Here is a 23,758-nt window from a genome sequence, read left to right on the forward strand (position 1 = left end):
CCAGTCCCTTTTCATACCGCCAAAACCTGACTTAAGGAAGGCATTGCCCCTCAATCCTTCGTGCAACAAAATAATGCGTTCAAATATATTGTTTAAAAACAGTGTGTTACGATACCGTCGAGACTCTTTGCACAGGTTCGGCAGATTTGGCGTAAAAACTTGCAAAGAGCTATTGATCATATGCGTATTCTGGCTATATTGCGCGCCGCTACCGCATGTTGGCGAATAACCAGCGCCAGACAGAATGCGGTATCTCGTTTGCAGTCAGATTTCACCGTGAAACGCGGTTTTCCCCGACAGCAAGGCAGACGGAGAGGTGGCCGAGTGGTTGAAGGCGCACGCCTGGAACGCGTGTATACGGGAAACCGTATCGAGGGTTCGAATCCCTCTCTCTCCGCCAGTATCATTCCACTCTTCTAAGCCATCATCTTCAGATCGCCCCGCTGCGAGCCATGCATGATTCTCGCCTCGTCATTCACAGCGACGCATAAGCAGCCTGCTCTCCAAATGAATTTAGGGCGCTTTTCAGCTGGAATCATCGTGGCAAAGATGCGAGAGCATGATGTCGATTAACCGGAGTTGCGAAGCCGAATGCATGTTGTGAAACGAGCGATTTTGACATGCCTCGCCAGCCTGTCCTTTGGCTTTTGCGGTTCCGTCACCGAGAGCTTTGCGCAAGCGGCGGAGGGCGCTGCCGCAGCGCAAACAGAAAACATCAATGAAAATCCTGCCCCTGCAACAGACAGCTTTGGCCGGACGCAATTCATCCTGTCTGGCGATCCAATTGTACCGCCACGTGCTATGGCAAAGGAACAGACCTTCCCCGCGCGCAGGACTACGATGCGAATGAAAGCGGCACGATCTACGATATTCTGTTCGTCGGGATCGAAGCGGACAAAATGCAATTCGAAATTCGCGGCTATTCCGGCCACGACCTGCAACATCCCGCAAGCGGGCAGACACTGGAATTTCCAATCGCACAGTCAATGATCGAGATTCGCGACCTGACCATCATGATCGAAGAAGTGACGGCGGGCAGCCTGACATATCAGGTTCAGCCCTTGAGATAGACCGAGCTTCCGAGCTTCCGAGCTTCCGAGCTTCCGAGCTTCCGAGCTTCCGAGCTTCCGAGCTTCCGAGCTTCCGAGCTTCCGAGCTTCCGAGCTTGGATTGACCGAAAAGCGGGCCACATGCAACACCGATCAACCAAAGCCGCTCCCGTTCGGCATTACCGTCGGGAACGCTGTCGCAATTGGCCTTACTCGCTGCTTTACCCCACGGATCAAGCAGGATCAGAACTTGATATTGAACGAAGCCTTGAACCCATTCTGCTTGGCGCCGCTGCCATACTGACCAACATAGCTGACGCCCAGCGTCGAAGCCGGTGTCACATCAAAATCAAGCCCCGCTTCAAGCAAAGCCGTATCCTTGGCAATCGGCGCACCTGCCACTGTGAAGGCATCGCCGCCCACGAGAGCCTGCGTCGAGGTTGGTATGATGTCGCCATAAGCATGACGCCAGCCCAGCGAGCCCTTCAGGTTAACCGCAGCCGACCCGAGCGAAAATGGAGCTTCCGCCCGCAGACCAAGAGTGGTGAAGGTGGTATTTGTCTTATCGCTTTCGACATTCAGCGCCGCAACTCCACCGGTTTCCGTAAATCCGTCGCTACGCAACCTGACATGCGCGAGATTGGCAAAAGGTTCGAACGACGCTGCGGCGGTATCAAGCCGATAGCCGATCTCACCGAACGCCTGCAATGTGCGAGCATCGTAATCGGCCTCCAGCGCATTGGAGAGGCCGGCAAGTGAGACTGCCCGTGACGCATCAATACTGTGCCACGTCTGGATCAGGCCTGCCCGCAATCCGAACGGTCCCCACTGGTTGCCGCCATAAATGCCCAGATGCCAGCTATCGCTCGTCGCAGCAGCATTTCTGCCCTTGAAGTCGATATCCGACTGGCTGTAGCCGCCAGCAAACCCCAGCCGCCAGCCTCCGGCCAAACCGACATCGAGACCGGAGACAAAGCCGCCTGTCGATGTCGAGACCCCGCCAGTATTGGCATTCCCGTCCTGTTCCACCCAAGAACCGAATCCCGTTGCCCAAAGGCCATATTGGGCAGCAGGTGCATCGTGGCTGACCGCGTCAATTGCAGCTGAGGCGCGGGACGATTGTTTGGCTTTTGCATAGGAGAGAACCGGAACATCATTTGATTCGACGCCGGCGAATGCTGAGCGCAACCGATTGTTGATTGCATCCGCCACCAGATGCGACGTCTCGATCAAGCTCGCCTTGGTGGAGGCATAACCGTCACCAGACAGTTGGTCGAAAGCCGTCCTCGCCCCTGCCGCATCCAGAAAGACGACCGAGTTCGCCACAGAATTACTGAGATCCAGTCCGTCGACCGCTTCTGCAACGGCCCGCTGATTGTCGGTCTGCGCGACGCTTGAAAGCGCGACGGTATTTCGCCCGATGGTCAAAAGAACATTATTCGCATCATAGCTCAGGTTGGGCGCAATGAAGGTGGTTGATCCGCTCCAGGAAACGCTGCTGAATGTGGTGCCCGCAAGATTGCCCGCAGTCAGGATCGTGTAAGGCCGGTCAAGCTGATAGCCACCAAGCGTGGACACGGTGACCGTGCCTGCCAGATTAGCGGTTCCGCCAACCTTGATCAGATCCGCTTCACCCTGCGCGTTGATCTCCGCCTTATAGACCGACGATGAAGCCAGCGTCAGATCGCCGTCAACGGCCACAATGCCGATGGAATTACCAGGTGTGATCGTGCCCGCGCTGACCAGATTTCCCGTAATATGCCAGTTGCCGCCAAGAATGGATGTCTGATCGACGCTGACATTTCCGCCCACCGTGACGGGTATTGCCACCGTGCCGCCTCGCGTAACGGACCCCTCCGCAAGCGTTACATTACCGCCAATGGAATCGCCTTCATTGCCAAAGTCAAAACTGCTTTGAACGCCGGTGAGGTTTCCAGCAATGACCGATTGTTGCTCAAAGATCAGACTGCTGCCGCGCATGCCCTGAATATGGGTGACCCCTTGGAGGACACCAGTCCATTGCGCGCCTTGCTGGAGAACCAGATTGGTGTTGCCAGCCCCGGTTTTCGCCTGAGCGTCAACGATATCGCCTTTGCTGACCGAGCCTGCATCCAGCTCTATGTCGACAACCCCGCCAGATCCAGCGCCATCGGAGCGATCCACTGACAGCAAGACGCCGTTATTTTCGGTCGCTACCGTTCCACTGCCAAGGCGAATACGCGCCACATCGTCAGCACTGGTCAGAACCACACCAATCGTCGGCCCCTGCGCGCTTTTGAGAACCGCGCCTTCGACTTCAATCGTACCGGAGCCGGAAATTGCCAGAGCGGATGCCGCTTCGCCCAGTGCGGTTACGCTGCCGCCCGTGATCGAAATCGAACCACCCGCTTGCACCATGGCACCGGCGGCACCAGCACCCGAAGTGACGACTTCCGTATTGGTTGTGGCGACCAGACCACCGGTCGTCCCCTCGTCATTATTGGCCAGAAGCCCATAGGCCTGGTTCCCGGTCGTCCGTATGGTGGATGCGGCAAGCCTGATCGTCGAGGCGGATTCCGCAAATGCGCCAAAACTCGATGCACCAACAGTTTCAACGTTGACGCTCCGGGCATCGATTACCCCCTCGTCGAGGGCATGCAAGCCGACAGCGAAACTGTCCCCGTAAGTGCGGATAGCACCACCCGTCAGATAGACCGTACCGGACGTGGTTCCGTCATAAGCGTAATCTGGATGGTTGGTGCCGAAAGCACCCGCCTGTACCGCATGAGCATTGTTGCCATAGGTGCTGATATCGGCACTGGATGTAATCGATCCGCCATTGCTGGCAATCAGACCATAATTACGCAGGCCATAGGTCGTGATCGAGCCACCGTTCAACGTCACGCTCGCATTGTTCTGCGATTGAACGCCTTCGGAAAAACGGGCCGCATTGTTGGTCACGATTGTCACATCATTGGCGATAACCGTCGCGTCGTCGGCCTGTATGGCTCTCGCGCTGTTGCCCGATGTCGTAATCGTGCCACCGTTCAGCGTGACACTGCCGCCCGACAGCGCTTCGACGCCGTAAGCAGCGGTGCCACCGGTTACAATATTGCTGTTCGTCAGCAGCACCTGACCACCATTGTCGGCATAAGCGCCGGCTGCATTGGCTCCATTGGTCGTGATGCTCAGATTGTCGCCCGATATCCGGCCCGCGACGGTGCCCATGTCATTATTTGCAATAACGCCGAATGCGCTCTGCCCCGCAGTGTTTATCGTCGAGTTGGTCAAAGCTATCGACGACCAGCTTTCCGCGAAGGCACCGAAACCGTTTGAGCCTGTCGTTGTAACCTGAACGGTGCCATCAATCGTACCGCCATCGATTGCGTGCAACGCGAAGGAGTTCGCGCCATCTGTTGTGACAGCTACACCGCCGAGCAGATGAATGATTGAATGATCCGTGCCATCCGCAGTGCTGCCCTTTGCACCAACCTGGATACCGTGCGCCGTCGGCCCCGAAGTGACGACATTGATGTTTGAAACATTCAGCGTCGAAGCTGTGCCCGAGACCAGAACGCCCCACGCGCGGCCATTATTGATGGTCGCCACTTGGTAGGTCACACCTATGCCGTCCAGGGTCGTCGTACCGCCCCCGGCATATTGGTAGGCAGCACCATTCACCACGACACTCGTTGCAGTTGCCAAGTGACACGACAGAACGAGAGCCACGGCTGTGGAGCCCAGCACCCGCATCAAATCTTTTGAGATGACCGACATCATTGCCCCTAAACGCGCCCCTCAGCCCCTCGGCCATGGCGAACATTTCAACAAATAAATTTAGATATCACTCAATTAAAATGCGAAGTCACGAAGTCATATTGATGAAATACCAAATCAAAAAGATTCAAACAATGCGAATTACGCAATTATTTTCAATAAACTGCAATTTATTTCTTGTTTATTTGCTTTCCATGACAATATATTTACATGCAAACTTACTGAAATATATACTCAATATTAGAAAATAATACTTGTTTAAATTACAAGTATTGAAATGAGTAAAAAATTACAAAAACAACCCATCGTCCCGCCACTCATGCAGAGGGAGACTGACAACCCTGGAGATAGCAATGAAAGGGGCGTGGGCGGGCCGACCATAAGGCGACCAGGCCAGACTGACCAGTGCTGTGCGCCTGTGGGCAGCACACTGCCGAACCTCACGACGATAAATCAGCCGGAGCCGTTACGGCTCCGGCTGCAGAAGATCAGATCAGGCCTTCTTCCTTCAGCGCCTTCTGCGCTGCCGGGCGCGCCATGACGCGTTCACGCAAGGCAAGCGCCTTCGGATAGGCGCTGAGATCGACATGCATCGCAAAACCCCAGCCAATCACGACAGACGCATAGACATCTGCCTGCGACAGTTCTTCGCTCAGCCAATAGCTGCGACCATCAACCAGCATGGCTTCAAGCTGGCCCATGCGACGGTTGATATTGGCAAGTACGCCCACCTTGGCTTCTTCGGTGAGGTTGGGTGCAAACAATCCGCCGAAGGCTGTGTGCAGGTCGCCGCAGAAGCCGAGCGCTTCCTGCAACCGTGCGCGTTCCATCGTGCCGTAGGCAGGCTTGAACGACGCAACATCCGAATGGTCGCCGATATATTGCAGGATGGCCGCGTTCTGGGTGATCACCACGCCCGGCTCGAGTTCCAGAGCCGGAACTGCGCCACGCGGATTGACCGTCAGATAATCGGCGCCGCTGGCAGTGACCTTGGTTTTCAGGTCAACCGCTTCAAACGTGTAAGGCAGGCCAGCTTCGCTGAGAACGATATGCGGTGCGAGCGAGCAGGCACCGGCTTTGTAATAGAGCTTCACTGAGGATATCTCCGAAGAATTGCAACGCGGGATTTCTATCAATTCCCGCAGCCCCTGCAATATTGTTGGGGGCAATTTTTCGTGTACTCAGCCGATGCCGGAAATTCTTTGCACGGAAGCGGCCCGATCAGAAAAGTGAAGCAATGCGCGCAGGCTTGGACGACGACATCCGGGGCACCACCACCAGTTTGTTGAACTCGCCGCGTTTGAACGCCCGCAGGAAGCGCGGATAATCCCGGAAAACCACGCAGCCATTGGAATCGCCGTTGCGACCCAGCATGAATGTGTGCGCCAGAAGTCCGTCGCGATTGTAGCGGTTGTTGCCGTCGGCTGGCGTCAGGCGGATCGCTTCAACGCCGTGGAACAGCGCCTCGCGCATGCGCAGATTATAGCTGTGCGGCGGCGTGGGCCCACGGTTCTTCTGGTTCACATAGGTGGGATTGTCACGCATGCGACCGATGCCAGAATGGGCTTCGAGCTTCTCGCCGCTCGGCAAATAAACGGTTGCAGCGGAAATATCATAGATGGCAACGCGGCTGCGCGCAGCCTGATTGATCAGCGGGCTGAAAAGACCGGGCTCCGGCGTATCCGTTTCGCCGCTTTCGGGCGCATAGGCCAACTGTGTCTTGGGACGCATGCGCGACGTACGCAGCGCAGGCTTGGCGCCCGGCAGAGGCACATCGTCCGGCACGAACATATCGCGATCGGCTTCGTCGTCAGCCGCCATATCCGTCTTCTGATCAGGCGCCGATTGCGGCAGCGGTATTGCATTGCCGATTGGCAGCTCGGGTGTGTCACTGCCTCCCGCATCGGCTTCTTCAGCCTGCGACAGGGGCAGAATGCCGGTCTGGCTCTGCGGCTGGATATTGGCCAGCGCGACCAGAGCCGCAGGCGTCTGCGGCGCGCTGGCATAACCAAGCGCGACTGCGCCCGCTGCGGTGACTTTCGCAGCCGCGTCGGCTGAAATCGTGTTGCCCGTCTTGTCCGTTGCCGGATCAGCCGAGGCGACTGCAACCGGCTCAGGCAAACGCACACGATCCGTGCGCGGTTCGATCAACGATGGCACATCAACCGATTTCGGCTCGATCACCGAATCCGGACCGATATCGGCAATGATCGGCTGATCATCGGTCATCTTGTTGCGATGCCAGTCCAGGTTGGAATAGGCGGCATCCGCCGTATAGGCCTTGATGAAGCTTTCACGCATCTTGTGCGCCGGGGTGCGGGTCTGGTCGACAAGGGCCAGCGCCTGCGGCATGGCTGCCGGAATGCGCCGCATGACCGGAGCGACAGGCGCAAATGCTGGAATGGCCGTTTCAAGCGTGCCGAGCGCAGTCAGCATCCAGCCACCGGCGACAAGACCAGTCGCGGCAAATGCCGTCACGCGCAAAAAGCCACGCAAACTGAACGGAAGGCCGATACGGCCGCTACGCGGAGCCGCATAGCCATACACTTCTGTCACACACGCCATGATACTAACCCGACTGGAATTCGACTTCGCGGCCCCACTTCCGGCCTCGCCTCGCATGTCAGTTCGGCAAAAAAGCGAAGAGGACATGGCAAAGCAGTGGCCGAAGCGAAGCAGTGACCGCAATGGTCGCTTCCAGCATGGCGAATTATGGTAACCAAAGTCTTTACGAACGGCGCGTGACTGATAATTCCTCTCCGAAAGAGGAAAGCTGCATCAGCCCGTCAGGCGATAAGCGGCTGGCGCATCACCCGAAAATTCAGGGAATTCGTTGCCCTCGGTCACCGTGCGATTGCGTCCGCGATGTTTGCCGCGCATCAAGGCAAGATCGGCGCGGGACACCGTTTCCCATAGCGTTTCGTCGTGACGCAGCATGGCAATGCCGAAACTGCATGTCACATGGCGGTCGCTCGGCAGTGCCGCAAATGCATGGCGACCAACCTGATTGCAGAGCCGTTTGGCAAAGCGTTCGCATTGCTGGGCGCTGCCCGTAACCAGCAGAACGAACTCTTCCCCGCCGACGCGGCTGACGACGACATCCTGTCCGGCCAGTGACTGCAGCAGATGCGAAAACTCCACCAGCACGCGGTCGCCAGTCGCATGGCCCAGCTCATCATTGATCGCCTTGAAATGATCGATATCGGCAATAATGACGGCATGTGTCGCGCCTTGCGCGGCTCTTGCGAGTTTACGCCTTGCGTGGCGCTCCATACCGCGCCGGTTGAGAAGGCCGGTCAGCGGATCGGCATCGCGTTCATTGCGCAGCTTGTCGATGATATCGAGTGCGGCAACAGTCAGAATGAAGAGACCGAGCAGAACACCGCCCATAGAGGCTGCCACCGTCACCCATGACCAATAGGGCAAGGACAGCAACTCCCTGGAACTGGCCACGTCATCCAGCATGCCAATCGTGAAGATGCTGCGCAGGAAGAAATGCGCCGCCAGCAGCGCCAGAACCAGACGCAGTGCCGTTTCGATCCACCGGTCACCCGGCACACGCCGGGCATGCAGGCAAAGAACGGTGGCCAGCGCGCCAAGACCGATATTGGCCGCAACAACCAGATAGCTGTAGATCGCCCCCTGCCAGGCAAGAAGGCCGACGGCTGCCAGCGTAGAAACCGTGATCAGCGACGCTGCCATCGGCGGGAACCCCCGCCCAAGCCGCACCATCACCGCCTGACAGAACAGCCAGCCCGCAGCGAGCTGCAGCAGGATCGCCAGAAGGAATGTCTGCCGCAGCTCGGGCAGCGGCGGAGAAACCTGCACAAAATGTCCAAGAGAAAATGCCGCGAAGCTCAGGCCGAAAAGCAGCATGTGCTTTCGCCGTCTGTCGAGCACCCACAGGCTCGACATCGCGACCGCAAACAGCATGATCAGCAGAGAGGGAACAATCTTCACGAGTAACCAGACCATTAATCGATTGAATTAAAATTCAATAAGTAGTGAGGCCAATCTGAATGTTCAATTGCATATATGAGTCAAATTAACTTTTGTAGAGAAATTAAATGTTCCAAAACGATATATTTAATTTATTAAATAAAGCAAACGCTAATAAAAAATTATAAACAAAGACATCCATGAAAATTCTGATTTTTATTCTTAAATAAGCCGACGATGTTTATCCCCAGATATTGCCCATCGGAGATAGAAGCCGGGCGCTTGAAGCCATTTCCGGCCACTATTACCTGTTACTAATGAGAATGAAGGCTTGGTCTGGAAAAGGCGAAATGTCATCCTGTGCCCCTGTTATTCGAGCGGTTCAAGCCGACAGTCGGACCATTATCGCTCTATTTGTTGTTCTGCATTTCCAACGCAAAGCCACCCGGCATATGTGCTGGTAATGCTCTCGCGGAGAATTTCGATGCGCCACCAGTTCGACCTTTTTGCTCCCGCTGCGAAGGCAGGAGAAGAACGGGCGGAGCTGCGTCCTGCCCGCGCGAAGCCCAAGCGGGAGACGGTTGGCGCGCAGGCGCTGAAGGCCCCAGTCATCGATGAAGCAGAAATGGTGCGTCAGTTGAAGGATAGCGGGCGCTATCGCATCTTGCGCCGCCTTGATCCCCTGCCCGTCGTGCCCGATGTCGACACAAAGGCCTTCCCGCGTCTTGGCGTCGTGGTGGATACGGAAACCACCGGCTTGAATGCCGCGCAGGAAGAAATCATCGAAATTGGCGCTGTCGCGTTTCGCTATGCGGATGACGGCTCGATTGGCGATGTCTGCGCCACTTTCGGTGCCTTGCAGGAACCGTCAAAGCCGATCCCGGCGGACATTACCCGCATCACCGGCATCACCGATGAAATGGTGAAGGGCCAGACAATTCCGCTGGCAGAGATTGAAGCATTGATTGCCGATGCCGATCTGGTCATTGCGCATAATGCCGGTTTCGACCGTCCGTTTCTGGAGCGGTTTTCACCGGTCTTCGCCAACAAGCCGTGGGCCTGTTCGGTCAAGGAGATCGACTGGACGGCGCGCGGCTTCGAAGGCACCAAGCTTGGCTATCTGATCGGCCAGAGCGGCTATTTCCATAATGGACACCGCGCCGAGGATGACTGTCAGGCACTCCTCGCCGTGCTGAAGGAACAGTCGGGCGATACCACGCCCTTTGCCGAACTGCTGCAAGCCAGCCAGAAATCACGCCTGCGCATCTATGCGGAAAACAGCCCCTTCGAGATGAAGGACAAGCTGAAGGAGCGCCGCTATCGCTGGTCGGACGGCAGCGACGGTCGCCCGAAATCATGGTGGACCGAGATTGGCGAGGATGAACTCGACGCCGAACTCGACTATCTGCGCACCGAGATTTACGGCTGGCGCGATGCCGAGCCGTTGATCCAGAAGCTCACTGCCGTGGATCGCTATAAGGAACGCGCACCGCTCCGGCCCGGTAAATAGCAAAGGCCGCGTTTAGCGGCCTTTTTCTTGCGACGCGCATGATTCCGTCTATGGGTAGCCGAAAATGGTGGCGCTCGAGAACCGGAGCGGAGTGTACTTAACGTACATGAGCACCGGAAGCACAGAGCGACGCCATTTGCAGGCAGCCAGAGGCGGAACTAGATAACCGGCCAAGGGCGCTGCGCTGGCCGCATCCCTTCATAGGCCTGTGCCAGCCGCAACACGCCCAGATCGTCGAAACGCTGGCCGAAAATCTGCAAGCCGATTGGCAGGCCCGTCGATGTATAACCGCAATTGATCGAGATCGCCGGTTGTTCCGACATGTTCATCGCAACGGTGAAGGCGATGTGCTCGAAAGGACGCTGCGGATCGTTGACCGGCGATGCCCATTCCGCCGGATAGGTCGGCATCGGCGCGGTCGGCGAAATGATGAAGTCGAAATCCTTCGACGCGGCGAGCGCCGCATGGCGCATCGCGTCGATCTGCGCGAAGCCGGAATAGACCTCCTCGCCGTTCAGACCTTCGGCCGTTTCGGTCCACTGATAGATGTAAGGCAGGATTTTCGCACGGTTTTCCGGCGTCATCTTCTGCACATCCGCCCAGGACCGCGCACGCCAGAAGCGGTCTAGACCATCGATCATGGTGCGATTGAGGAATGGGGCAACCGGCTCGACTATCGCGCCCGCATCGGCAAAAAGCCTGGCCGCTGCTTCTACCGCAGCGCGGGTTTCATCGCCGGTCGGTTCACCAAAGCCGGCATCGAGCCAAAGGCCGATCTTCAGACCCTTGACGTCGATATCAAGGCTCATCCAGTCAATGTCCTGATAGGGCAAGCTCATGGCGTCGCGGCGGTCGGGCCGCGACAGCACCGACATGTAAAGCGCACTGTCGGCAACCGTGCGGGTCATTGGACCAGCAACGCGGCCGAGAAATGCCGGATCAATCGGAATACGCCCGAAGGACGGCTTCAAACCGACGAGACCGCACCAGCCGGCAGGCAGGCGGATGGAGCCGCCAATATCCGTGCCGATATGCAGCGGGCCATAGCCGGCGGCACCGGCGCTGCCAGCACCGGCGCTTGAACCGCCCGGATTGGTGTTCAAATCCCACGGGTTGCGGGCAAGCTTATGGAAGCTCGACAGGCCCGACGACAACATGCCGAGATCGGGCATGGTCGTCTTGGCGAGCAGCACGCCGCCAGCCTCGCGCGTGCGCGCTGCGGGCGGTGCGTCAGCGGCGGCTGGCTTCAGCGGCAGCGCCGCGCAGCCAAGCGGAACTGCCGTGCCTTCGGTCGCGATATTTTCCTTGATCGTCAGCGGCACGCCATCAATGGGACCGGCAGGCTCACCCTTCGACCAGCGCGCTTCCGAGGCCTTCGCCGCCGCCCGCGCTGCATCGGGATCGTAGGCCCAAAGCGCATTCAGCTTCGGCTCATAGGCTTCGATGCGGGTGATGACAGCTTCCGTGACCTCGACCGGCGAAAGCGACTTCGCCTTATAGGCGGCCACGAGCTCGACGGCTGACAAATCGGCAAGATTCGACATTGGATATTTCCTCAAATCACTCAGGCAATTTCAGTGTGGAATCGGATCGCCGCACGCGCTTGCGGCGACCGGAGAAAGGCTTTGGCACGGCATCGACCAGCGCCCGCGTATAGTCATGCTGCGGATTGTCGAACACCGCATTGGTCGGCCCTTGCTCGACAATATTGCCGCGATAGATCACCGCAACACGGTCGGTAATCGCGCGCACCACGCCGAGATCGTGGCTGATGAAAAGATAGGAAAGGCCGAACTTTTCCTGCAAATCCATCATCAGGTTCAAGACCTGCGCCTGAATGGAAACGTCGAGCGCGGAGACCGGCTCGTCGGCGACAATCAGCGCAGGTTTGGTGATCAGGGCGCGCGCAATGGCAATGCGCTGGCGCTGCCCGCCGGAAAATTCATGCGGATATTTTTCCGCAGATGCCTTGGGCAGGCCAACCGCTTCCAGCACTTCCGCAACGCGGTCGTCGCGGTCTTTGGAACTGGTGCCGCTTTCCAGCGACACAATCGGCTCGGAAATGATGCGCTTGACCGTATGGCGCGGATCGAGCGAACCGTAAGGGTCCTGAAAGATCGCCTGAAAGCCCTTGCGCGCTTCACGCAGGCCCGCACGATCCAGCGCATAGATATCCTGACCGTTGATGAGAATCTGACCCGATTGCGGACGCTCCAGCCCCATTACCGCACGCGCCAGCGTGGATTTGCCGGAACCGCTTTCGCCGACAATACCAAGGCTTTGGCCTGCTTCGATTTCTACATTCACCCCATGCAGCACCCGCAATGCGCTGGGCTTTGAAAAGAAAGATGCGCGCGGAAGCTGATATTCGCGCACCACATTGCGCACCTGCAATATCATCTTGCTCATGAAACCACCTCGCCTTCACGCGGATGCAGGCAGGCGGCGCGATGCACGATACCGTCATTCTCGGCAATGAAATCGAGACCCGGTATTGCCTGTCGGCAATCGTCCTGCACAAAGGCGCAACGGTCGGCAAAGGTGCAATGAGGCGGACGCGCCAGCGGGTCCGGCACGACGCCCGGAATGGCGGCAAGGCGCTGACGCCCCGTGCCATGGTTGCGCACCAGTGCCGCACCATGGGGCGAGGCTGCAAACAAGCCACGGGCATAGGGATGTGCCATGCGGTGGAACACCGCTTCCGTGCGGCCCGTCTCGACAATGCGGCCCGCATACATGACGGCAATCCGGTCGGTCATTTCCGACACCACGCCGAGATCATGCGTAATCAGCATCAGGGCCGTGCCGGTTTCGTCGATCAGTTCGTCCATCAGATCGAGAATCTGCGCCTGCACGGTCACATCAAGCGCCGTTGTCGGCTCATCGGCAATCAGCAGGTCCGGCTCGCAGGCAATCGCCATGGCAATCATCACGCGCTGGCGTTGCCCGCCAGAAAGCTGGTGCGGGTAAAGATCGAGATTGAAGCGCGGTGCTGGCAGCCCCACGCGATCCAGAAGGCGGCGTGCTTCACGCTCCGCATCAGCCCGGCTTTCGCTTAAGTGCAGACGGCGGCCTTCGGCAATCTGCGCGCCGATGGACTTGACCGGATTGAGCGCCGTCATCGGCTCCTGAAAGATCATCGCCATGCGCCGTCCGCGCATCTTGCAGAGTTCCGCTTCCGGCTTGTTCGCCAGATCCTCCCCGTCAAAACGCAAGCGACCGCGCACGCGCATGCGCTCGGGCAGCAGGCCCATGGCGGCAAGCGCCGTGATCGACTTGCCGCTGCCGGATTCGCCCACGATGCCGAGGCGCTCGCCACGGTTCAGCGTCAGCGTGATACCGGAGACAATATCAGCCGAACGAGCACCGAAGGGCAGCTCGACGGACATGTTTTCCATTTCAAGAAGAGGCGTTTTGGACAGGGGTGCGATCATCTTTGCCTCCTGACGCGCGGGTCGAGCACATCGCGCAATCCATCACCCAGCATGTTGAGGCCAAGCACGGCAAACGTGATGGCCAGGCCGGGGAAAATGGCGAGCCATGGCGCGTCATAAATAAAGGTCTGCGCGTCGTTGAGCATCTTGCCCCAGCTTGGCATCGGCGGCTGGGTGCCAAGCCCGACATAGGAAAGGCCCGCCTCGGCGACAATGGCGAGCGCAAACTGGATCGTCGCCTGCACGATCAGCACATGGTTGATATTGGGCAGCACATGCAAAAGCGTGATCGACACATCGCCACGCCCCGCGCAACGGGCCGCCTGCACATATTCGCGCTTCCAAAGCCCCAGCGATGCGCCGCGTGTGACACGCGCAAACACAGGAATGTTGAAAATACCGATGGCGATCATCGCATTCACCGCACCGGGACCGAAAACAGCAGTGATGATCACCGCCGTCAAAAGTGCTGGAAAGGCGAAGGCCAGATCGGTCATGCGCATGACGAAACCGTCCACCATGCCACCGCGTGCAGCCGCGAAAGCACCCAGCGGAATGCCGATCCCGGCACCGACAAGCACGGCGATGATCGACACGGCGATGGAATTGCGCGCGCCGACCATGATCATGGAAAACACATCGCGACCAAAATTATCCGTGCCAAACAGATGATTGAAGCTTGGCCCCTGCAACTTGTCGCGGAAATTCATCGCCGTCGGAGAATAGGGCGTCCAGAGAAAGGAGATGAGCGCCATCGCAACCAGGATAACGGTGATCAGCGTGCCGATGGTCAGGCTGCGGCTCAAAAGCACCGTTCGGAAAAAGCCGGGCTTCGGCAGGATTTGTGCGTCGCTCATCGGCTGCCTCCCGTCGAAAGGCGCGGATCGATGAAGCCATAGACAAGGTCAACAATGAAATTGACCGCGATCACGGAAGCGGCAAGCAGCGTCACTAGCGACTGCACGGTGACGAGATCGCGCTGCGCGATGGCCTGAAACACCAGCCTTCCCAGGCCGGGCAGATTGAAGACGTTTTCGATGATGATGGTTCCCGCCAGCAGAAAGGAGAATTGCAGGCCGATGATGGTGACAACCGGGATCAGCGCATTGGGCACCGCATGACGCCAAAGTGCGGCCTTGCGTGTCAGGCCCTTGGCGCGCGCGGTCCGCACGAAATCCTCACCCAATGTTTCGATGACGGCAGAGCGCGTCACGCGAGCCAGAATGGCGGCAAGCGGCAGCGCAAGCGCCAGTGCAGGCAAAAACAGCGAGCGGATACCGTTCCAGAAGCCGCCTTCCCAACCCGCAAAGCCCGAGGCCGGAAACCAGCCGAGTTGCAAGGCAAACAGGAGGATCAAGAGCAGGCCAAGCCAGAAATTCGGGATGGCGACGCCGACCTGCGCCACACCCATGGACAGCACGTCGCCGGTCTTGCCGCGCTTCGACGCTGCATAGACGCCGACCGGAATGGCAACCGCGACCGACAGGACCATGGACAAAAGCGCCAGCGGCAGTGTGACCATGATGCGGGGACCGAGCAATTCGCTGATCGGCACCGAATAGGTGTAGCTCGTGCCGAAGTCGCCTTTGAGAAAGCCGCCGATCCATGTGAGATAGCGCCACCAGATCGGCTGGTCGAGGCCAAGCTGGGTATGGAGCGCAGCGAGTGTTTCAGGCTGCGCATTGATACCAAGGATCACGGCTGCCGGATCACCCGGCAACACCTGCATCAACAGAAAGACGATGACGGAAGCCGCAAGCGTCGTCAGCAAGAGCGAGACCAACCGCCCGGATATATAAGCCAGCAAAGCGACCTCCTTGAAAAGACGGATATCCGCTTTCCACATTCCAACTCGCCGCACGCCCTCCCCTTATATTTATGGGGTGCACGGCCATTCACATTGTTTCAAAGCGCATCGGGGATGCGCTTGAATTCCGCCCCTTTGCCAAAGCGCCGGGGCGGAGGTTTTTATTCGGCCCAGTAAGCCTGGGTCAGATCATCAGCCGGGATCGGCATGTTCTTCCACAGACCCTTGACGTTTTTGTTCCAGACGCCGATTTTCGGCAGTGCATAGAGGAAGACATTCGGTTCGTCGGCGGCCAGCTTTTCCTGCAACTTCTTGACGAGTTCCAGCTGTTCCTCGTCGCTGCCAGCCTCGGCATAAGACTTGTAGAGCGCCTTATAATCCGGGTTGTTATAGTTGAAGTAGTACTTGTCGCGGGCGTAGATATCGAGATCGCGCGCTTCGGTATGGGCGATGATCGTCGCGTCGAAATCCGACCGCTTGAACACCTGATCCAGCCACTGCGCAAACTCGATCGGCACGAGATTGACCTGAATGCCAACCTCGGACAGCATCGCCGCAATGATCTCGCCGCCGCGACGCGCATAGGCCGGCGGCGGAAGCGTGATGGTGATCGACGTGCCTGCCGGAACACCAGCCTCTTCCAGAAGCTGCTTGGCTTTGGCCGGATCATATGGATAGGTCTGCGAAAGATCGACATAGCCCGGATCAACCGGCGAATAATGCGAACCGATTGGCGTGCCGAAGCCCGAATAAGTGCCTTCGATCAGCGCCTTGCTGTCGATGGCATGGGCCAGCGCCTGACGCACCTTCACATTGTCGAAAGGCGCTTTGGCGTTGTTCAGCGACAGGATGACCTTGCCTGCCGTATCGCCCACTTCGACCTGCAACTTGTCGTCGCTCTTGAAGCGGCTGATCAGCTCCGGAGCCTGGAACATCGGGAACACGTCAATGTCGCCCGCAAGGATGGCAGCAGCGGCAGCCGATGGATCGCTGACGAAACGGAACGTGACGGCGGAGAGCTTTGCAGGCTCACCCCAATAATCCGCATTGCGTTCCAGCTCGACGCGGTCGCCCTGCACCCAGCGCTTGAACTTGAACGGACCCGTGCCAACCGGCTTGGTCTTGTTCTCGCCAGCCGAATTCGGTGCGACCATTACGGCGTCGCCCCAGCCCATATTGAACAGGAAGTTCGAGGTCGGGCGCTTCAGCGTGACAACGGCTGTCGCCGGGTCAGGGCATTGCGTGCTTTCAATCGGCGCAAACAGGCCCTTCTGCGCATTGGTGGAATCCGGAGCGACAGCGCGCTCATAGGAGAATTTCACCACCGAGCAGTCGAACGGCGTGCCGTCGTGAAACTTCACGCCCTGACGCAGCTTGAACGTATAGGTCTTCTTGTCATCGGAGACAGTCCAGCTTTCGGCCAGAAGCGGCTTCACCGTGCCGTCTTCGACAATGCGCACAAGACCTTCATAAAGGTTGGCATAGGTAACCTGCCGAATACCGGCAGCGGCATTGGCGGTCGGGTCCAGACCCGGCGGCTCCAGCACTTCGCCGACCACCAGCGTGTCTTTCGCGAAGGCACCGTTGATCGATGCCAGCATCGCAGCCGTTATAAGCCCGGCTTTCAGTAAGTTACCCATGGGTTCCCCTATCCCTCCAACTTTTAAATCGAGCGCCCGCCATCCACGTCGAGCGCAACCCCCGTAATCATAGAGGCAGCAGGCGAGCAAAGGAAAGCCGCCGCTTCAGCCAGATCATCAGGTTTCAACAGGCGGCCCATCGGGATGGAATCGCGGAACTTCTTGCGGATTTCTTCGGTGTCCTCACCCATGAATGTGGTGAGAAGCGGCGTTTCACCGGCAACCGGGTTCAGTGCCACAACGCGAATCTTGGATGGTGCGAGTTCAATGGCGAGCGCCTTCGTTACCGAAACGACCCAGCCCTTGGTCGCGTTATACCAGGCAAGGTTCGGACGCGGACGACCAGCGCCGGTCGAAGCGACGTTCAGAATGACGCCTTCGCCATTGCCCTTGAAATGCGGAATGAGCTTGCGCGTCATCAAATAGATGCCACGCACATTGACGCCGAGAATGCGGTCGAACTCTTCCGGCTCCACCAGTTCGGCATTTTGCGGCTTGTGACCGATGCCGGCATTGTTGATCAGAATATCGACTTTGCCGAATTTCGACAAAGCGGCTTCCACTGCCGCATCGACATCAGCTTCCTTGGAAATATCGGCAGCCACGGCCAGCGCCGCATCGCCGATTTCGCCTGCGACGCGCTCAGCGCCTGCCTTGTCGCGGTCAACGATGACGACCTTTGCGCCGCCGTCAGCAAAGCGCTTCGCCATGCCTTCGCCAAACCCCGAACCTGCTCCCGTGATGAGCGCGACCTTACCTTCAAGCGACACTATGTTTCTCCCAAATGCTATTTTCAACGCATTTTCAGACGGGAAACCGGTTCCCACTTTCCCTGAAAATGCTGTTTTATCCATGCCAGACCGAGATGGTCTTCAGCGAGGCAAACCCGTAAAGCGCCTCAAAACCCTTTTCGCGGCCATGGCCGGATTTCTTCACGCCGCCGAACGGCAATTCGATACCGCCACCAGCGCCGTAGTTATTGATGAAGACCTGCCCGGAATGGATGGCCCGCGCCAGGCGAAATTGACGTCCACCATCATTGGTCCAGATGCCGCAGACGAGGCCGTATGAAGTCCCATTGGCAATAGCGATGGCTTCTTCTTCGGTGTCGAAAGGCAGAATGACCTGCACCGGACCAAAGATTTCCTCCTGCGCCAGACGATGATCGGCAGGCACGTCACGGATCAGCGTCGGCAACACATAGGCCCCGCCTTCCGGTGCGTCTTCGGTCAACACACCTTGCGCGGCAATGGACAGTCCGCTTTCCTTCGCCAGATCGAGATAGCTTTCGACAATCGCCTTCTGGCGCTGCGACACCACCGGACCGACGGACGGATCAGCGCTTGCCGGGCCGACTTTCAATGCGCGGTAGCGTTCGCTCATGCGCGCGACGACATCTTCATAAATACTGCGCTCGACGAGAATGCGCGACGAAGCCGAGCAGGTCTGACCGGCATTCTGAATGCCCGCATTGACCAGAAACGGCAGAGCGCGGTCGAGATCGGCATCGGCGAAAACGATCTGTGGCGATTTTCCGCCAAGTTCCAGCGTAACCGGCACCGTGTTCTTTGCCGCCGCGGCCTGCACCGCTTCACCCGTGCGCACCGACCCCGTAAACGAGATGTGGTTGACATCGGGATGCTCGGAAAGCGCGGCACCTGCTTCCGCGCCAAGCCCGGTGACGACATTGAGCGCACCGACCGGCAGACCAGCCTTTTCGGCAATACGGGCAAATTCGAGAATGGTCAGGCAGGCTTCTTCGGCAGGCTTGACCACGGCTGCGTTGCCCATGGCCAGTGCTGCGCCGAGGCTGCGACCCAGAATCTGCATCGGATAGTTCCACGGAATGATATGGCCCGTGACACCATGCGGCTCATAGATCGACAGAACCGTAAAGCCGTTCTGATAGGGCAGCGTATCGCCATGCACCTTGTCGGCGGATGCGCCGTAGAATTCGAGATAACGCGCCAGCGCCACCACATCGGCGCGAGCCTGCGTGACCGGTTTGCCGACATCCTTCGATTCCAGATCGGTCAGGAGATCGATATTCTTCAACACCTCTTCCGAAATGCGGTGCAGCACGCGGCCACGCTCGGTTGCGGTCAGCTTGCCCCAGTCGCCGGAAAGCGCCTTGCGGGCTGCCGCCACAGCCTGATCAATATCGGCCTTGGTGCCGCGCGCGATCAGCGCCAGATCGCTGCCATCGGAAGGGTTCTTGACGGTAATATGCTCGCCGCCAGCCGCATCCTGCCACTGACCCGCGATGAAATTGCCATAACGGAGCAAGCCCGCTCCTCCCGTCTGGTTCTCATGCTTCATTTTCATTCTCCCGAAGAGGCTGTTCCGCCTCCAATCTTGCCGTGGTGGCGCGGATATGCGCCCGCGCCAGCCGCTCAGCCTGTTCACCATCGCGCGCGGCAATGGCCTCAACGATTGCACCATGCTCGCGGATGGCGTCGCGCGCACGGTCTACCGACAGCGAAAAGGACGGCGCAAAAACCTGCGATGTCATGCGCAACAGCGGCACGAAGGCAATCAGCGAGGCATTGCCCGCCGTGTTCATCACCGCCATATGAAAATCGACATTGGACTGGGTGTAGGCTTTAGGGTCCCACGGATCGACTACAGCCGACTGGCCTGCAACATGGGTACGCAATCTGGCGATATCCGCATCGCTCGCCCGCTCGGCTGCAAAGCGCGCAGCGACACCGTCGAGCACTTCACGCACGGCATAGGCATCAATCAGGCGGGTGAGATCAGCGGAGGCGACACGCACTCCCCTGCCCGGCAGATGAATGACCAGCCCGTCGCGCTCCAGAACACGCAGAGCTTCGCGCAAAGGCGTGCGGCTGATGCCGAACTCAGTGGCTATATGCTCCTGCCGGAGGATCGCGCCCGGCGCATAAACACCCGCATAGATTCGCTCCCGAAGCGCCTCTGCCACTTCGTCCAGCAACCGGGTCTGACTACGCCATTCATAAGCCGACAATCGAAAAGTCTCCCAACTTTTCTCAAACTATATCCTGGATACAAAATCGGTCAATCCGAATTTCGACGACTTTTCTGAAAAGATGAAAGCCTGTTGACGACCGATAATTCTGGAGAATGAGGCCCACGCGAAACACTGTGCAAAGCGCATAAAAAACGCCGCGACAAGCGCGGCGTTTTTAAAGTGCGTGAATGCGAGCGAGCGACAGTTTTTTACAAGAAACTGTCGGCGATGGGCTTCCACTCGCCATCCTGATTGTCGAACTGCGGAATATGCGCGAGGCTGTGAAGCAGCTTCACGTCGTCGCCCAGTTTTGCCTGCCAGTCCTTGGCTTCGGTGAGGATGACGCCGATGCCGACGACCTCGCCACCTGCCTTGCGCACCAGTTCGACCGAACCCTTGAGGCTCGAACCGGATGCCACGACATCGTCCACCACGACCACGCGCTTTCCCTTGAGAAGCGGGATTGCCTGACGGTCGAGAAGCAGACGCTGCTCGCCCTTGGAGGTGATCGAGGAAATCGTCTGCACCAGCGCATCGCCGAGATGGATTTTCGGCGACTTCTGCAAAACCACATAATCGTCGAGACCAAGCGCGCGCGACACTTCAATCGCCACCGGAATACCGAGCGTTGCAGCGCCGACGATCACATCGGGCTTCAGCGGCGCCAGCTTTTCGGCGAGCGCCTTGCCCACATGTTCGCCAAAGCGAACACCAAGATCAATGACCATCATCAGGGAAATGGCGAAGTTCGGATTGATCGGCACAATCGGCAGATCGACCTTGCGGCCTGCCACATCGACGGTCCAGACCTGTCCGTTGCCGGAGAGTTTCGTGCTGTCTTCAGTCATCGTTTTACGTCCTTGGTATTGAGCCGTGATTCGACCAGCAGGCCGACATTGCGCCAAGTGGTGCGCTTGCGCTTGGTGTCGAAGCCATAAATGGCGAGCGAAAGCGAAATGGCATGCGCCATGCGGATTGCCTGCACCAGAAGCGGAACACCGCGCGCCAGCGCAAAACGCAGGCGCATGGGGAAGGAGACGTCATCGATTTCCATGCCGCGGGCGCGCTGGGCATCCGCGATACGTTCGAAATCCTCGCGCAGCATCGGGATGATGCCGAAGGTCAGCGACAGCACCAGCGTTACCATAGGCGGCAGACGCGCAGCGCTTGCCGCTGCCAGAATGGAGCCCGGCGTGCTGGTTTCCATCACAAAATAGAAGGCCGCCGTGGTCGTCACCAGTCGCGCCGCCATACCGGCGGCAATCGGCAGCGTATCCACGAAGGCCATGCCTTGCAGCACGAGATTGAGAATCCAGCTCGCCATGACGAGCAGCGTCAACAGCATCGCACCCTTGAGATAGCCGCGCAGGCCCGGCACCTTGACCAGCACCAGAAAGCCGACCGTCACCAGCGCCAGCGGCACGCCATAATGCCAGCCGGGCACCAGCCAGGCTGCAAGCATGACCAGAAAAGCCGCGACGAGCTTCACGAAGAAGTTCAAATCGTAGAAGATTTTCATGCGGCTTCTCCCGTCTCGACGACACGCGGCTTGGGCCAGCCCAGTGCGCCATAGGCATCGGAAGCCCAGGACGCATCCACATCGCCATCGAAAGTGACATGGCCGTTATCGAGGATCATGACACGGGACGACACATCGTCCACCAGTTCCAGATCGTGCGAGATCAGCATCACGGCACGGTTTTCGCTGAGTGCGGTTTCGAGGAACAGTTCCAGCATACGGCGACCGTTGAGATCGCGCGCCAGAAGCGGCTCGTCGAGAATGGCAACCGAAGCGCCCGCCGCTTCCGCACAAGCGAGACCAAGCAAGGCCTGCTGCCGCGAGGAAAGCGCAAACGGGTTGGTTTCCTCGTGACCGCCCAGACCGTATTTGTGCAGGCAAGCGGTTGCGCGGGCGGTGATGGCGTCATCCTTCGGCGCGCGGGTTGCCGCTGTGATGGCGAAAACCACCTCTTCCAGCACCGTCATGTTGAACAGAATCCGGCGCATGTTCTGCGGCAGATAGGCAACCGAACGGGCACGCTTTGCAGCCGTCCATTTGTCGGCATTCTCGCCGCCAATGGTGATTGAGCCGGCCGCAATTTTCTGAAGGCCCAGAATGGACTGGAACAGCGTGGTCTTGCCCGCGCCATTCTTGCCAATCAGACCGACGACCTCGCCCGCCCGTATCTGGAAATTCACGTCTTCAAGGACAGGCTGGCCATCACGGCGCTGAAGCTGGGTCTTGATGCCCGACACGGAAACAAGCACCTGACCATCGGCCTTGCCACCGGCAAGGCGCTTGCGCACCGCCACAGGCGGCAGAACACCCGCATCTTCCCAGGCTCCCGCATCATTGATGATGGAAGCAAGCGGCACGACAGGCGCAAGCTTGCCTTCCTTCACCAGACCGACATCGGTGACGACAGCCTGCAAGGAGGCAGGATCCTGTTCGGCAATCAGCAGGGCCGGAATTTCGGCACCGAGCTTTTTGAGAACCCGCACGAGGCGCTGACGCGCCGCCGGATCAAGACCCGTGGTCGGCTCGTCGAGGATCAGGAGCTTCGGCTCGGCAGCCAGTGCGGCGGCCATGGCAACCATCCGCCGCTCGCCGCCCGAAAGGGTGAGCACCCGACGGCCACGCAAGGCGTTCAGTTCAAGCTCGTTGAGAAGATCGTCAATCCGCGTGCGGACGGCGTCTTTGGCAAGGCCGCGATTTTCCAGCGGAAAGGCAATCAGGTCTTCGACGCTGAGATCCCAGAGCTGGTCTTCCACATTCTGCGAAACCACACCGACCGTGCTGAACAGCTCATCCTTCGACATGGAAGAGATGAGCTTGCCGTTCAGCGTCACATCGCCGCCGAAAACCTGCGGGGTGATCAGACGCGGCACAATGCCGGATGCGGCGTTGAGCAGCGTGGTCTTGCCACTGCCGCCCGCGCCGCAGACCAGAAGGCGTTCGCCGTCACGGATATCGAGGCTGGCCTCGGCGATTGCCAGAACGGAATCGCCAAAGCCCACTTTAACATTCTGCAGTTGGAGCACTTTTCCGGGCCCGCTCTCAGAAACGCGTGAAACCGGACGGATGCGCGCCCTTGAGAATCTTCAGGGCCGGAACCACCAAAAGCGGGGTGCCAATCAGCATCGGAACGATATCGGAAAGACCGAGATACATGACAGCCCACCAGAATGGGAAAATGCCAAGATAGGCAAGGCTTGCCGAAACGGCGGCAACCATCAAGAGGCCAACAATCAGGCAGGTCGCTGCAATTTTAATCAGCGTGGCGCGATTGAAAGTCGTGGTCTTCGGATCGAACAGGATGCCGGGGATCAGGCCGGTCAGGCCAACCATGATGCCGTCGATGAGCAGCGAATGCGCAGGAATGAAGGTGCCAGCGAGCAGCGACCAGATGATCGTGCCGAGATAGCCGCAGATGAAGCCGCTCTTGCGGCCCAGCAAAATACCGACCAGCGGCGGCAGGAAAGCAAAAATGCGCCACTGGATCACGCCCGGAACCAGCTGGATCGGATTGGCATAAGCCCAGAGAACGCCGGTTGCCGCAGCGGCAACGATGGAAAGAACGATCGGAAACAGTGTATTTCCGTCGTTGTGGATGGTGGTTGAGTTGGACAT

The 23,758-nt window shown here is 58.5% G+C and carries 19 protein-coding genes and 1 tRNA gene; 3 read left to right on the forward strand and 17 right to left on the reverse strand.

Annotation, left to right across the window (positions count from 1 at the left end; all coding sequences use genetic code 11):
* Positions 1 to 310: 310 nt before the first annotated feature.
* Together FGI60_RS23720 and FGI60_RS26370 are read left to right on the forward strand one after the other, a co-directional pair.
* A tRNA-Ser gene (locus FGI60_RS23720) sits at positions 311 to 400 on the forward strand.
* Positions 401 to 899: 499 nt separating this feature from the next.
* Positions 900 to 1,070, forward strand: a complete 171-nt coding sequence (locus FGI60_RS26370; RefSeq protein ID WP_171058845.1) for a hypothetical protein — start codon at positions 900 to 902, stop codon at positions 1,068 to 1,070.
* A gap of 222 nt (positions 1,071 to 1,292) precedes the next feature.
* On the opposite strand, the gene FGI60_RS23730 is transcribed toward FGI60_RS26370, so the two are convergent.
* The 4 genes from FGI60_RS23730 to FGI60_RS23745 all read right to left on the reverse strand — a co-directional run bounded on the left by FGI60_RS23730 (position 1,293) and on the right by FGI60_RS23745 (position 8,780).
* Positions 1,293 to 4,805, reverse strand: coding sequence for an autotransporter domain-containing protein (locus tag FGI60_RS23730; protein ID WP_171058846.1), 3,513 nt, complete (start codon positions 4,803 to 4,805; stop codon positions 1,293 to 1,295).
* Between the two features lie 488 nt (positions 4,806 to 5,293).
* Entirely contained in the window at positions 5,294 to 5,899 is a 606-nt protein-coding gene (gst, locus tag FGI60_RS23735; RefSeq protein ID WP_138787251.1) for a glutathione transferase, read from the reverse strand.
* A gap of 127 nt (positions 5,900 to 6,026) precedes the next feature.
* Positions 6,027 to 7,370: a DUF2778 domain-containing protein gene (locus FGI60_RS23740; RefSeq protein WP_235889917.1), complete on the reverse strand. Its 1,344-nt coding sequence runs from the start codon at positions 7,368 to 7,370 to the stop codon at positions 6,027 to 6,029.
* Between the two features lie 213 nt (positions 7,371 to 7,583).
* Positions 7,584 to 8,780 carry a GGDEF domain-containing protein gene (locus FGI60_RS23745; RefSeq protein ID WP_235889918.1) on the reverse strand — a complete coding sequence of 399 codons (1,197 nt, stop codon included), beginning with the start codon at positions 8,778 to 8,780 and terminating at the stop codon, positions 7,584 to 7,586.
* A 448-nt stretch (positions 8,781 to 9,228) separates the two neighbouring features.
* Between FGI60_RS23745 and FGI60_RS23750 the strand changes: the two genes are divergently transcribed.
* Positions 9,229 to 10,254 carry a 3'-5' exonuclease gene (locus tag FGI60_RS23750; protein ID WP_138787253.1) on the forward strand — a complete coding sequence of 342 codons (1,026 nt, stop codon included), beginning with the start codon at positions 9,229 to 9,231 and terminating at the stop codon, positions 10,252 to 10,254.
* 158 nt (positions 10,255 to 10,412) lie between these two features.
* Here the strand turns inward: FGI60_RS23750 and FGI60_RS23755 are convergent, their stop codons facing one another.
* From FGI60_RS23755 to FGI60_RS23815, 13 genes are all read right to left on the reverse strand, one after another.
* A complete protein-coding gene (locus FGI60_RS23755) occupies positions 10,413 to 11,798 on the reverse strand; it encodes an amidase (RefSeq protein ID WP_138787254.1) in 1,386 nt (461 codons plus the stop codon).
* 16 nt (positions 11,799 to 11,814) lie between these two features.
* The gene (locus FGI60_RS23760; protein ID WP_138787255.1) at positions 11,815 to 12,663 is read right to left on the reverse strand and encodes an ATP-binding cassette domain-containing protein; all 849 of its coding nucleotides are present in this window, start codon (positions 12,661 to 12,663) and stop codon (positions 11,815 to 11,817) included.
* Positions 12,660 to 13,688, reverse strand: a complete 1,029-nt coding sequence (locus FGI60_RS23765) for an ABC transporter ATP-binding protein (RefSeq protein WP_138787256.1) — start codon at positions 13,686 to 13,688, stop codon at positions 12,660 to 12,662. Before FGI60_RS23765 ends, FGI60_RS23760 begins: the two co-directional genes overlap by 4 nt.
* Entirely contained in the window at positions 13,685 to 14,545 is an 861-nt protein-coding gene (locus FGI60_RS23770) for an ABC transporter permease (RefSeq protein ID WP_138787257.1), read from the reverse strand. The genes FGI60_RS23765 and FGI60_RS23770 overlap by 4 nt, the downstream gene beginning before the upstream one ends.
* Positions 14,542 to 15,495, reverse strand: coding sequence for an ABC transporter permease (locus FGI60_RS23775; protein WP_078339956.1), 954 nt, complete (start codon positions 15,493 to 15,495; stop codon positions 14,542 to 14,544). Before FGI60_RS23775 ends, FGI60_RS23770 begins: the two co-directional genes overlap by 4 nt.
* A gap of 161 nt (positions 15,496 to 15,656) precedes the next feature.
* Positions 15,657 to 17,135 carry an ABC transporter substrate-binding protein gene (locus tag FGI60_RS23780; protein WP_138787258.1) on the reverse strand — a complete coding sequence of 493 codons (1,479 nt, stop codon included), beginning with the start codon at positions 17,133 to 17,135 and terminating at the stop codon, positions 15,657 to 15,659.
* Between the two features lie 23 nt (positions 17,136 to 17,158).
* Positions 17,159 to 17,905 (reverse strand): SDR family oxidoreductase, encoded by a 747-nt coding sequence (locus FGI60_RS23785; protein ID WP_138787259.1) that lies wholly within the window; start codon positions 17,903 to 17,905, stop codon positions 17,159 to 17,161.
* Between the two features lie 76 nt (positions 17,906 to 17,981).
* Positions 17,982 to 19,454, reverse strand: a complete 1,473-nt coding sequence (locus tag FGI60_RS23790) for an aldehyde dehydrogenase family protein (protein WP_138787260.1) — start codon at positions 19,452 to 19,454, stop codon at positions 17,982 to 17,984.
* Complete coding sequence (locus FGI60_RS23795) at positions 19,444 to 20,124, reverse strand: GntR family transcriptional regulator (RefSeq protein ID WP_138787261.1); 681 nt, start codon at positions 20,122 to 20,124, stop codon at positions 19,444 to 19,446. The genes FGI60_RS23790 and FGI60_RS23795 overlap by 11 nt, the downstream gene beginning before the upstream one ends.
* A gap of 212 nt (positions 20,125 to 20,336) precedes the next feature.
* Entirely contained in the window at positions 20,337 to 20,975 is a 639-nt protein-coding gene (locus FGI60_RS23800; protein ID WP_138787262.1) for a phosphoribosyltransferase family protein, read from the reverse strand.
* Entirely contained in the window at positions 20,972 to 21,646 is a 675-nt protein-coding gene (locus tag FGI60_RS23805) for an energy-coupling factor transporter transmembrane component T family protein (protein WP_109989879.1), read from the reverse strand. Before FGI60_RS23805 ends, FGI60_RS23800 begins: the two co-directional genes overlap by 4 nt.
* Positions 21,643 to 23,145 (reverse strand): ABC transporter ATP-binding protein, encoded by a 1,503-nt coding sequence (locus FGI60_RS23810; protein ID WP_235889919.1) that lies wholly within the window; start codon positions 23,143 to 23,145, stop codon positions 21,643 to 21,645. The genes FGI60_RS23805 and FGI60_RS23810 overlap by 4 nt, the downstream gene beginning before the upstream one ends.
* 40 nt (positions 23,146 to 23,185) lie before the next feature.
* On the reverse strand, positions 23,186 to 23,758 hold the full coding sequence (locus FGI60_RS23815) for an aminotriazole resistance protein (RefSeq protein WP_021586547.1): 573 nt from the start codon (positions 23,756 to 23,758) through the stop codon (positions 23,186 to 23,188).

Origin of the sequence: Brucella haematophila (assembly GCF_005938105.1) — a bacterium.
In the GTDB taxonomy this organism is placed as follows: domain Bacteria; phylum Pseudomonadota; class Alphaproteobacteria; order Rhizobiales; family Rhizobiaceae; genus Brucella; species Brucella haematophila.

Excerpts from the sequence above, each read along its gene's own strand:
- FGI60_RS23765 (WP_138787256.1), bottom strand. The coding sequence starts at position 13,688 with ATGATCGCACCCCTGTCCAAAACGCCTCTTCTTGAAATGGAAAACATG.
- FGI60_RS23780 (WP_138787258.1), bottom strand. The coding sequence starts at position 17,135 with ATGGGTAACTTACTGAAAGCCGGGCTTATAACGGCTGCGATGCTGGCA.
- FGI60_RS23755 (WP_138787254.1), bottom strand. The coding sequence starts at position 11,798 with ATGTCGAATCTTGCCGATTTGTCAGCCGTCGAGCTCGTGGCCGCCTAT.
- FGI60_RS23730 (WP_171058846.1), bottom strand. The coding sequence starts at position 4,805 with ATGTCGGTCATCTCAAAAGATTTGATGCGGGTGCTGGGCTCCACAGCC.
- FGI60_RS23760 (WP_138787255.1), bottom strand. The coding sequence starts at position 12,663 with ATGAGCAAGATGATATTGCAGGTGCGCAATGTGGTGCGCGAATATCAG.
- FGI60_RS23750 (WP_138787253.1), top strand. The coding sequence starts at position 9,229 with ATGCGCCACCAGTTCGACCTTTTTGCTCCCGCTGCGAAGGCAGGAGAA.
- FGI60_RS26370 (WP_171058845.1), top strand. The coding sequence starts at position 900 with ATGCAATTCGAAATTCGCGGCTATTCCGGCCACGACCTGCAACATCCC.
- FGI60_RS23805 (WP_109989879.1), bottom strand. The coding sequence starts at position 21,646 with ATGAAAATCTTCTACGATTTGAACTTCTTCGTGAAGCTCGTCGCGGCT.
- FGI60_RS23740 (WP_235889917.1), bottom strand. The coding sequence starts at position 7,370 with ATGGCGTGTGTGACAGAAGTGTATGGCTATGCGGCTCCGCGTAGCGGC.
- FGI60_RS23770 (WP_138787257.1), bottom strand. The coding sequence starts at position 14,545 with ATGAGCGACGCACAAATCCTGCCGAAGCCCGGCTTTTTCCGAACGGTG.
- FGI60_RS23800 (WP_138787262.1), bottom strand. The coding sequence starts at position 20,975 with ATGACTGAAGACAGCACGAAACTCTCCGGCAACGGACAGGTCTGGACC.
- FGI60_RS23815 (WP_021586547.1), bottom strand. The coding sequence starts at position 23,758 with ATGTCCAACTCAACCACCATCCACAACGACGGAAATACACTGTTTCCG.
- FGI60_RS23790 (WP_138787260.1), bottom strand. The coding sequence starts at position 19,454 with ATGAAGCATGAGAACCAGACGGGAGGAGCGGGCTTGCTCCGTTATGGC.
- FGI60_RS23745 (WP_235889918.1), bottom strand. The coding sequence starts at position 8,780 with ATGGTCTGGTTACTCGTGAAGATTGTTCCCTCTCTGCTGATCATGCTG.